A 9273-nucleotide genomic window follows, 5' to 3' on the forward strand; every position below is an offset into this window, starting at 1 on the left:
CATGTCATCTGAAACGATAGTCATTCACCCAGCTTTCAATACGCGCTTGGCTCAGTTCCTGATTGTAGCCTATATATTAGTATTCTTAGGGGCAATCCTTACCGTAAGGTTAACCAACTCCCCTCAACTCTATTTCATCCTCTGGGCTTTGTTAATTTACAGCCCGTTCCTCCTCATCTTAGATTCCCTAGGACAATCTTTAGAAATTAGCGAATCTCATCTTATCCGCTATAGTCCTTTTCGAGGTAAAGCTATCATCCGTTGGGATAATATTCAATCAATTAACCTAATTCGAGGCAGACATCAACACCGGGAAGTCCGAATTTTCTGGCCTAAACGTCGCATCGGTTTGCACTCCACCTATAGTTTTACCCCGAAAAAACCCTTCTCCCGTCAAGCCTTACTTCGTCTGATTGAACTAGCTGAAAAAAATCAAGTTCCCCTAAAAACAGGTTGGTTTGGAACAGTGGAAGAATGGAAATATTGGGCGCGGGGTAATGCTTATTTTTAATCGTAGTTTTATCGCTTAAAACAATCGGCGATACCTGATGATTAGATCGCTTTTTTCAATCCATACTCAAGCGCTCTAAACCGATTTACAAGCTTCTCAAAAGCATTATCCCAATCTTCTTCATAATTAGAGATGTCCAATAAGAAGCATCTGGAGATCCATTCTATCGATAACTTCTTTCAAATTTCTCCTCCCAGTTCGCCACCAACCAAGTATCCTTCTTGTTGAGCGCGCTCTAGAATAGAATTCTTGAGTCAGTTAATTTTATCGGGTATAGAAGAACTAGCTTGTTTAGAGGCGTTAAGAGAAATTCTTATAACTGAGTAAGGCGCTACCATAGGCGGCTTCGGTTTGGGGTGAGGGGATGACGGGGACGTTAAGATAGCGATCGCGCATCCTCATCCAGGTTAAATTTTTCGCGCCGCCTCCCGCCGTATAGACTCGCGTTAGGGGAGTTGCGCCTAATGCTTGCAAGCGTTGATAGCCTAATGCTTCAATACGGGCTATCCCTTCAAGCAGGCCCTGTAAAAAGTCTACGGGATTATTGGGACGGGGTTCTAAGCGGGGGGGGAGGTTGGGGTCGTTAATCGGAAAGCGATCGCCGGGTTGTAATAGGGGATAATAATCGAGAGGACTGGGTTGCTCTGGGTTAATCTGTTGGCTGAGTTCGGCTAATTCTACATCGCTGAAAAAATGGCGTAACACTGCGCCGCCTGTATTCGATGCGCCTCCGACTAACCATAAGTTTCCGAGGCGATGGCTGTATATTCCAGAAGCAGCTTCATCAATTCTGGTGTGGCTGAGGAGTTTGATAACCAGGGTAGAACCTAATGAGGTAACGGCTTCACCAGGGGAAGTGGCTCCGCTAGCTAAGAAAGCTGCAATACTATCGGTGGTTCCCGCACAGACGAGACAATCGGGGGGGAAATGGAAGCGATCGCGCATTGGGGGTAAAATTTCCCCAACTGGCGTTCCCGGTGCTAGAACTTGAGGCAGTTTAAACGGTGCAGTCAGGGGTTCTAACCATTCGGGATAGCACAGGTTTTCGACATCGTAACCCAGTTTGAGAGCGTTGTGATAGTCGCTAACCCCAAGTTTGCCGTGGAGTTGGAAGGCTAGCCAGTCGGCTTGGTGGAGGAAGTAGAGGGGGGTGTCTGCGGGTTGCAGATGATGATACCACCAGCGCAGTTTTGCCAAACTGGAAGTTGCGCTCAGGGTAATCTGTTGCGGGGGTGCAACGGCGCGAATCTCTTCTAAGGTATCCCGACCGCGCGCATCGTTATAGAGTAGGGGTGGGGTGATGGGGTTGCCAGAGCGATCGCACAGCAGTACCGTGGAAGAAGTCCCATTAAGGGCGATCGCGCTCAGTTCTCGACGCAACGATACCGGAATTTGCTCGATTAATTGAAATAACGTGGTTTGCCAGCACTGACTCCAATCGCTACTCTCGGTAAACTCAAGCTGGCGTTCTGCCTGAATTTGGCGTTTGGCATCAATTACAATCGCTCTAGCACCGGATGTGCCAAAATCAATCCCCAAATAAAATCCCATAATCCTTCCCCTGTTCGCTCTAAACCGCTATAACGGAGTCAAAACGAGGGAAACCCGATGAAAGCAGTCTTTATCAGTCGATACGGTTCTGAAGACGTTTTAGAATATGGCGAGTTGGCCATACCCCAGCCGGAACCCACGCAACTCTTAGTTAAAGTGTATGCCAGTAGTGTCAATCCGGTGGATTGGAAAATTCGATTGGGTCAACTCCAACTGCTGACGGGGTACAGTTTCCCAATGATACTGGGGTTTGATGTGGCTGGCGTGGTGGAAGCAGTAGGCGCAAGGGTGACGCGCTTTCAACCAGGGGATGAAATCTATGCTTATTTAGGGACAGTCCCCGGTGGTGCGTATGCTGAGTATGCGGTTGTCAATGAATCAGCCGCTTGCTTTAAACCCCGCAATTTATCTTACCTGGAAGCCGCAACCCTTCCCCTCGCAGGCTTAACTGCTTTGCAATCTTTGCGAGATTTAGCGCAAGTGGAACGCGATAACCGGGTGTTAATTAATGGCGCATCGGGTGGAGTTGGCAGTTTAGCGGTACAAATTGCCAAAGCGATGGGAACTGAGGTAACGGGGGTTTGCAGTACCGATAATGTGGAGTTTGTGCGATCGCTCGGAGCCGATCGCGTTATCGACTACAAACAAACTGATTTTACCCAAGAAACGACCCAGTATGATGCAGTTTTTGATGCAGTCGGAGCGCGATCGCTCTGGGAATGCCACAAAGTTCTCAAACCCTATGGCGCTTACGTTTCTACTCTACCCACTCCCGCCACCGTGATTCAAAGTACCCTATCCACCCTCTTACCGGGTCAAACCTCTCAAATTGTCTTAACACAAGCCAGCGGTTGGGATCTGTCGTATCTTAAGGATTTAGTCGAAGCTAACCAACTGCGTCCTATCTGCGATCGCACTTATCCTCTTAGCGAAATGGTAGCAGCGCATAACTACAGCCAACAAGGACGAACCGTAGGCAAAATTGCCATTCAAATTCTTTAAACAACAAAAAAGCGCCCCCAATGGAGGCGCTTTTTGTAAGGATAATGACTTATACCTTAGCCGTTGATTGCCGGAGCAGTCAGAGCGACAGGAGCAGCTTCGCCGCTAGCTAAGTCGAGGGGGAAGTTGTGAGCGTTGCGCTCGTGCATAACTTCCATACCCAGGTTAGCGCGGTTGATGATGTCAGCCCAGGTATTGATTACGCGACCTTGAGAGTCGATAATCGACTGGTTGAAGTTGAACCCGTTGAGGTTGAAAGCCATCGTGCTAATACCCAACGCGGTGAACCAGATACCGATTACAGGCCATGCACCCAAGAAGAAGTGCAAGCTGCGGCTGTTGTTGAAGGAAGCGTATTGGAAGATTAACCGACCGAAGTAGCCGTGAGCTGCAACGATGTTGTAGGTTTCTTCTTCTTGACCGAATTTGTAACCGTAGTTTTGAGATTCGGTTTCGGTGGTTTCGCGAACCAAGGAGCTGGTTACGAGAGAACCGTGCATTGCACTGAACAAAGATCCACCGAATACGCCAGCTACACCCAATTGGTGGAAGGGGTGCATCAGGATGTTGTGTTCAGCTTGGAACACCAACATGAAGTTGAAGGTGCCGCTGATACCGAGAGGCATACCATCGGAGAAGCTGCCTTGACCCAAGGGGTAGATCAGGAAGACTGCGCTAGCTGCTGCAACAGGTGCAGAGTAAGCAACGCAGATCCAAGGACGCATCCCTAAGCGGTAGGACAGTTCCCATTCACGTCCCATGTAGCAGAATACGCCGATCAGGAAGTGGAAGATTACCAACTGGTAAGGACCACCGTTGTACAGCCACTCGTCTAAAGAAGCTGCTTCCCAAATCGGGTAGAAGTGCAAACCGATAGCGTTGGAGGAAGGAACAACAGCACCTGAGATGATGTTGTTTCCGTACAGCAAGGAACCTGCAACAGGTTCGCGGATGCCATCGATGTCAACGGGAGGTGCCGCGATGAAAGCGATGATGAAGCAGATGGTAGCACTCAGCAGAGTGGGGATCATCAGAACACCGAACCAGCCGATGTAGAGGCGGTTGTTGGTGCTAGTGACCCACTCACAAAAGCGTCCCCAAGCGGAGAGGCTCTCGCGTTGTTGTAAGGTCGTTGTCATATGCCTGAATGATTGCTATGTAGTTTTCTAGGTTCTTCGGCTCGCTGTTTCGCTTGCCGATGTACTCATGTTAAGACATGTATTTAGTTTTGTAAAGCTTTTGTGTGAAATTTTTTGCAATATAGGCTGTAAACAACGCTCTATATTGGTTTTGGCTCTCTCAGAAATCTCAACCTAGGATAGTAACGCTCTCAAATATGTATCGAAATGTTAAGTACAGTCCGGCTTATACGCTCGTTCCAACCTATGAGTGCTTTAATCGCTGCGAGTATTGCAATTTTCGGGTCGATCCGTCCCAGGATGCTTGGTTAACCCTAGAGCAGGCGGAGGCACGCTTGCAGGCTCTTCGGGGGCAGGGAATTTGCGAGATTTTGATTCTCAGCGGGGAGGTGCATCCAGAAAGCAAGCGGCGAGACGCTTGGCTGGAGAGGATCGAGGGTTTGTGCGAGTTGGCGATCGCTCTCGGCTTTTTACCTCATACCAATGTGGGGCCTCTGAAGTATGAAGAGATGTTACGACTCAAGGCGGTTAATGTTTCGATGGGGCTGATGGTGGAGCAAGTCAGCCCTGAGTTAATGCAGACGGTGCATCGTCACGCCCCTAGCAAGCGCCCGGAATTGCGCCTGCAACAGTTGGAATGGGCGGGCGAGTTACAAATTCCGTTTACAACTGGGTTGCTGTTGGGAATTGGAGAAACTGAAGGCGATCGCAGAGATACCCTAGAGGCGATCGCCCAAATTCATCAACGCTGGGGCCACATTCAAGAGGTCATTATCCAACCCTACAGTCTGGGAAACAGTCAGATCCTCAATGCTCCAGGCTTTCCCCTAGAACAGTTACCTAGCGCGATCGCGATCGCCCGTCGCGCCTTACCCGATGACATTACCTTACAAATTCCCCCCAACCTGGTTCGCTATCCCGATCTGCTAGTGGCTTGTCTGGAAGCTGGGGCGAGAGATCTCGGTGGAATTTGCCCGCGAGACGAAGTGAACCCAGATTATCCCCATCCCCACTTACAAGCACTGCAAGAAGTATTATCTACCTGCGGTTGGTACTTGTACCCGCGCTTACCCGTGTATCCTCAGTACGAGGGCTGGTTGAATCCGGCTCTTCAGTCTCGCGTGCAACAGTGGCGCAACGCACTGAGCCTGCTTTCTCCAGTTCAGCCGAACCTGTAGCGCCAACTTGGAGCATCTTTGAAAGATGCAGATTCTGTGCAGAAGGCTAGCGACGGTTTATTGACTGTTCGGGGTGCGAAGGAAGCTGACAAGCCACCTCGCAGACTGAACCCAAGCCATCTTTTCTCAATTCAAAGCGCGGACTGTGAAGATGCAGATTTCGTGCAAAGTAACCGCTCCTAGCAAACTTTTTGAACCATTTTTCGCTAAGTTTTGTAAAGAAATAATTATTTTGTATAAAAAAAGTCTCTGTATTATAAATAACAAATTATTGTATTCATTAAAGGACTCAATATCTCCTCTTATGCCTAAGTAATTCTACTTAGTTAGTCCTTTTGGGCTTTGCCACATCATTAATTAGCTATCTACTAGGCAAAGACCTTTTCTTTAAAGCTCTTTTAATCCTTTTTTGATTTAATTCATCCTCATTTACTATGTCTCAACCCTTAATGAACCTTGTCTTGCCATTAGTCGATCGGGAACTTGAAAACCTTTCCTGGGGCGAGCTAAATGGTAGCCGGAGCTTATATCCTCGTAGCCTTGAAACCTATCAGTGGCGGCAGGAAGTACAGGATTATGTGCTTCAGCGCGTTCCTGCCTGTTACGTGCGAGTTGACGAAGAAGACACCCCCAACCTGAATGCGATTCCGCGATCGCTCCATCAACAAGTCAGAGCTGTGATTTTAGAGTGGATGCAACAAGTGGGTTCAAGACGGGACTCTTTTTCCTCCCCTTTTCCTCGCAAAAGTATCTGCCAATTAGTGGCTTAGTTGAGCAATCTCCCTCAAAGTAGTTTGTTTTTTGGCAAAGTTTGCTATACTAGAAAAGGTCTAGTTAAAACGGCGACATAGCCAAGCGGTAAGGCAGAGGTCTGCAAAACCTCCACTCCCCGGTTCAAATCCGGGTGTCGCCTTCTTCCTGAATACAAGAAACCTAAAAAGGGGTAGAGAGTGAATCTCTACCCCCTTTGTTTTAACTATCGGCTAAATGTTGCTCTTTCCAGAACTGTTCGACAAAAGCGACGGCGGGATGCATGGGTGCTTTTGGCTTGCTTTTGAGCGTCATCCCTGTTTCATGGAGCAGGCGATCGCTCTTTGTAGAATTGCACTTTTCGCAGGCTGTCACCACATTATCCCAGGTATGCGTACCGCCCTTAGAACGGGGAATGACGTGATCTAGGGTGAGATGTTTTGTAGCACCGCAGTATTGACAAGTATAGCGATCGCGCCGAAACACTTCTCGACGACTGACGGCCGGAACCTTCCAATGTCGTTCGGGGTTTCCCGTGGTGAGGCGAATATGTTCGGAAATCTGAAGCACAATACTGGGAGAGCGAATTTCCCATTGTTGAGTATTGCTCAATTCCAGGGACTCTGCTTGGCCTGTCACTAGCAGAACAACCGCGCGTTTCAGGTTAATTCGGGCAAGTGGCAGATAATTCTTAGAAAACACCACAACTTGTTTTTGTAGTATGTGTGGTTGCGGACTTGGTGGTTGAGCTTGCATGGGTAAAACACTCCTCAAAACAATAACCCCCGCTTCTGACAATCAGAGACGGGGGTTCAGGACGTTAGATGTCTGACCTGATGAGTGCTAGAAACTCCTGCACTTCCCGCTCTGAATGCATCGATTCCAATTGAGCCATTTAGCGATCGCATTACCAGCAGATAGACTGCTAGCCAACCGATACATCTCCTCAAACGCAAACAGCGCCGATACCTCTGCCAAACTCCGATCGGTTTGGCGAGACAGGGCGCTATCAGCAATTGAGCAAGCGAGACGTATCATGGAAATTTTTTAAAAACTGAACTTTCTCTATCCTACATTTGTAGTACAAGTTTGTCCACTGTTTTGTAAATTTTCCTCATCTTCTCACTCGCGTCAGAAACAATCTGTTCATCGCCAGCAAATCCGCTATTCTGATGAAAAGCATTTAGGTAAAGCAACCATGAAGACGCTTGAGTGGATCTTGGGAGGGAGTGCCATTGCCCTGTTGTTAATAAGTTGTGGCGAAAACACGGCGACAACCGAACCCGCGCCATCGCCAGTTGCAGAGGCGGTTCCTTCTCCCGCACCTGCACCCACGGCCCAATTCCCCCCATCTTCCGAACTCCCGGCGGTGAGGGTTCAACCCAATGCCGCACCAGCTCCCACTGCACCGGGTTTAATTCAATCGACCAATCCCCAGGAACGCATCGCTCAAATTTCCGCCGGACGCAGCGATCCGTTTAACCCCATCGTCACGGCCGCAGTTGTTGTTCCCAAGGCAGTCAATTCGGCTCGTCCCATTCCCCAACCCGCGCCTTTACCGGGTGCCATTCCTCCGAGTGCGGCAGGCAACCCCCCCAACCGCAACGCCAGCACGAACCCCTCTCCCGCAGCACCCCTAATTGCTAAAGTCCCGCCTTTACCGGCATTGGAAACAGTGCCGCTGCCGAATTTAGTAGCCGCTAGTTCCGATTTACCGGCGCTATCGGGATTGGTTCCCCTCGCCTCAGAATCTTCCCTAACCTCTAGAGCGAATGCCGTACAAGTCACTGGCGTGATGCAGTATGGCAATAGTTTTACTGCAATTGTTAAGGCACCGGATGAAAAGAGCGATCGCTATGTGGTTCCTGGCGAATTTCTCTCCAACGGTCAAATTATGGTGAAGCGCATTGAAATTACTCCCGGTGGCGAACCTGTAGTCATCCTAGAAGAGAACGGCATAGAGACGATCCGACCCGTGGGGACGCCTAAATTAGCCGGGAATTTCTAAAATTTTTAAGTTCGCTGACTGAAGTTTTGCGTTAAAACAAAAACAGTCTTAACTTAAACTACCTGGTCTGGCATTAGAAAGAGGAAGCTGATGGCTGAATCCCATTCCCACGCAGATGACAAACTCCCTCGCAGTCTCTCGGAGGAAAAATCTTCCCTCAGCTACCAAGGCGTTTACACTTGTCCCGTTTGTCGCCACGGTCAAATTTCGGCACTTCCCCTAATGGATGCTTTTGCCTGTAATTTTTGCCGCCACATTTTTACCGCCGATCTCGATAAACAAAGAGTTCAGGTGGTGGATGGTTCCCAACCGCTCTCTTGGCGATGGACGGGGAAAACCTGGAAAGCCACCCATCGTCGCGAAGATTTAGATTTAACCTGGGAAATTTGGCTAGTGGGTATTGCGCTCGTTTTCTTACCCCCTACGTTAATTGGGTTGGCGTCTCACACGTTCCCCCCAATGCCAAACAGCTATTGCACGACTCTCTCGCCTTGGGATTTGCTCCAAAGTGGCGGCATCTGTTCGGCTTACTGGTTCCCTGTGGTGTGGACGGTTCTCACGTTTTTCTCTCACTTGAGTTTTGTGAGTTGGCTGGTTTTGGAGCATTTCCAATTTCCTCTCTATGTGGCGCTGAAGGTTAGATGGCAGCAGCTTTTGCGACAGCGCGCTTGAGAGGTTCTCTGAGCTTCTTAGGTTCTCTCTCTTCTAGGGATTATAGGGGGTTGCTTGAGAGCGATCGCTTGTTCGCTCGTGTTTCTAAAAGTCTTTGCTGTTTCAATCCCTAAAAGGGATTAGAGGAAATTGCAATGGCTGTATCGGGAGCCAAAGGGATAGCGATCGCGTTTCAATCCCTAAAAGGGATTAGAGGAAATTGCAATGCGGCAAACGCTTCAGGATCGACCGCCAGCTCCATCAAGTTTCAATCCCTAAAAGGGATTAGAGGAAATTGCAATCTTCATTAAAATCCTTGATTTCATTTTCAAGTATGTTTCAATCCCTAAAAGGGATTAGAGGAAATTGCAATAAAGAGGCCCGCAAAGACGCAAGCTGAGGTCGGATAAGTTTCAATCCCTAAAAGGGATTAGAGGAAATTGCAATGAAGTACATCAATGGCTTTAGTATTTTCTTCAGGTT

At 48.7% G+C, this 9273-nt stretch carries 10 protein-coding genes, 1 tRNA gene and 1 CRISPR repeat array; of the genes, 7 read left to right on the forward strand and 4 right to left on the reverse strand.

Annotated elements, in window-relative coordinates; all coding sequences use genetic code 11:
- Position 1: 1 nt before the first annotated feature.
- Positions 2-511, forward strand: coding sequence for a hypothetical protein (locus tag QQ055_RS06080; protein ID WP_284475397.1), 510 nt, complete (start codon positions 2-4; stop codon positions 509-511).
- Positions 512-811: 300 nt separating this feature from the next.
- On the opposite strand, the gene QQ055_RS06085 is transcribed toward QQ055_RS06080, so the two are convergent.
- Positions 812-2062 (reverse strand): FGGY-family carbohydrate kinase, encoded by a 1251-nt coding sequence (locus tag QQ055_RS06085; RefSeq protein WP_286004370.1) that lies wholly within the window; start codon positions 2060-2062, stop codon positions 812-814.
- A 57-nt stretch (positions 2063-2119) separates the two neighbouring features.
- On the opposite strand from QQ055_RS06085, the gene QQ055_RS06090 reads away from it, so the two are divergent.
- Entirely contained in the window at positions 2120-3064 is a 945-nt protein-coding gene (locus QQ055_RS06090) for an NAD(P)-dependent alcohol dehydrogenase (protein WP_284475396.1), read from the forward strand.
- A gap of 56 nt (positions 3065-3120) precedes the next feature.
- On the opposite strand, the gene psbA is transcribed toward QQ055_RS06090, so the two are convergent.
- Complete coding sequence (psbA, locus tag QQ055_RS06095) at positions 3121-4203, reverse strand: photosystem II q(b) protein (RefSeq protein WP_069966423.1); 1083 nt, start codon at positions 4201-4203, stop codon at positions 3121-3123.
- 197 nt (positions 4204-4400) lie between these two features.
- Between psbA and cofG the strand changes: the two genes are divergently transcribed.
- The 3 genes from cofG to QQ055_RS06110 all read left to right on the forward strand — a co-directional run bounded on the left by cofG (position 4401) and on the right by QQ055_RS06110 (position 6294).
- Entirely contained in the window at positions 4401-5381 is a 981-nt protein-coding gene (gene cofG / locus QQ055_RS06100; protein ID WP_284475395.1) for a 7,8-didemethyl-8-hydroxy-5-deazariboflavin synthase subunit CofG, read from the forward strand.
- Positions 5382-5815: 434 nt separating this feature from the next.
- Positions 5816-6151, forward strand: coding sequence for a hypothetical protein (locus tag QQ055_RS06105; protein ID WP_141724306.1), 336 nt, complete (start codon positions 5816-5818; stop codon positions 6149-6151).
- Between the two features lie 71 nt (positions 6152-6222).
- A tRNA-Cys gene (locus tag QQ055_RS06110) sits at positions 6223-6294 on the forward strand.
- A 59-nt stretch (positions 6295-6353) separates the two neighbouring features.
- Here QQ055_RS06110 and QQ055_RS06115 read toward each other — a convergent pair.
- Together QQ055_RS06115 and QQ055_RS06120 are read right to left on the reverse strand one after the other, a co-directional pair.
- Positions 6354-6887, reverse strand: a complete 534-nt coding sequence (locus QQ055_RS06115; protein ID WP_283361858.1) for an HNH endonuclease — start codon at positions 6885-6887, stop codon at positions 6354-6356.
- A gap of 87 nt (positions 6888-6974) precedes the next feature.
- Positions 6975-7169 carry a hypothetical protein gene (locus QQ055_RS06120; RefSeq protein WP_141724307.1) on the reverse strand — a complete coding sequence of 65 codons (195 nt, stop codon included), beginning with the start codon at positions 7167-7169 and terminating at the stop codon, positions 6975-6977.
- A gap of 160 nt (positions 7170-7329) precedes the next feature.
- On the opposite strand from QQ055_RS06120, the gene QQ055_RS06125 reads away from it, so the two are divergent.
- Positions 7330-8139 (forward strand): hypothetical protein, encoded by an 810-nt coding sequence (locus QQ055_RS06125; protein ID WP_286004371.1) that lies wholly within the window; start codon positions 7330-7332, stop codon positions 8137-8139.
- Between the two features lie 90 nt (positions 8140-8229).
- The gene (locus QQ055_RS06130) at positions 8230-8811 is read left to right on the forward strand and encodes a hypothetical protein (protein ID WP_284475393.1); all 582 of its coding nucleotides are present in this window, start codon (positions 8230-8232) and stop codon (positions 8809-8811) included.
- Positions 8812-8910: 99 nt separating this feature from the next.
- Positions 8911-9237: direct repeats of the CRISPR family, unit length 37 nt; unit sequence GTTTCAATCCCTAAAAGGGATTAGAGGAAATTGCAAT.
- Positions 9238-9273 lie beyond the last annotated feature (36 nt).

Source organism: Geitlerinema calcuttense NRMC-F 0142 (assembly GCF_030285425.1).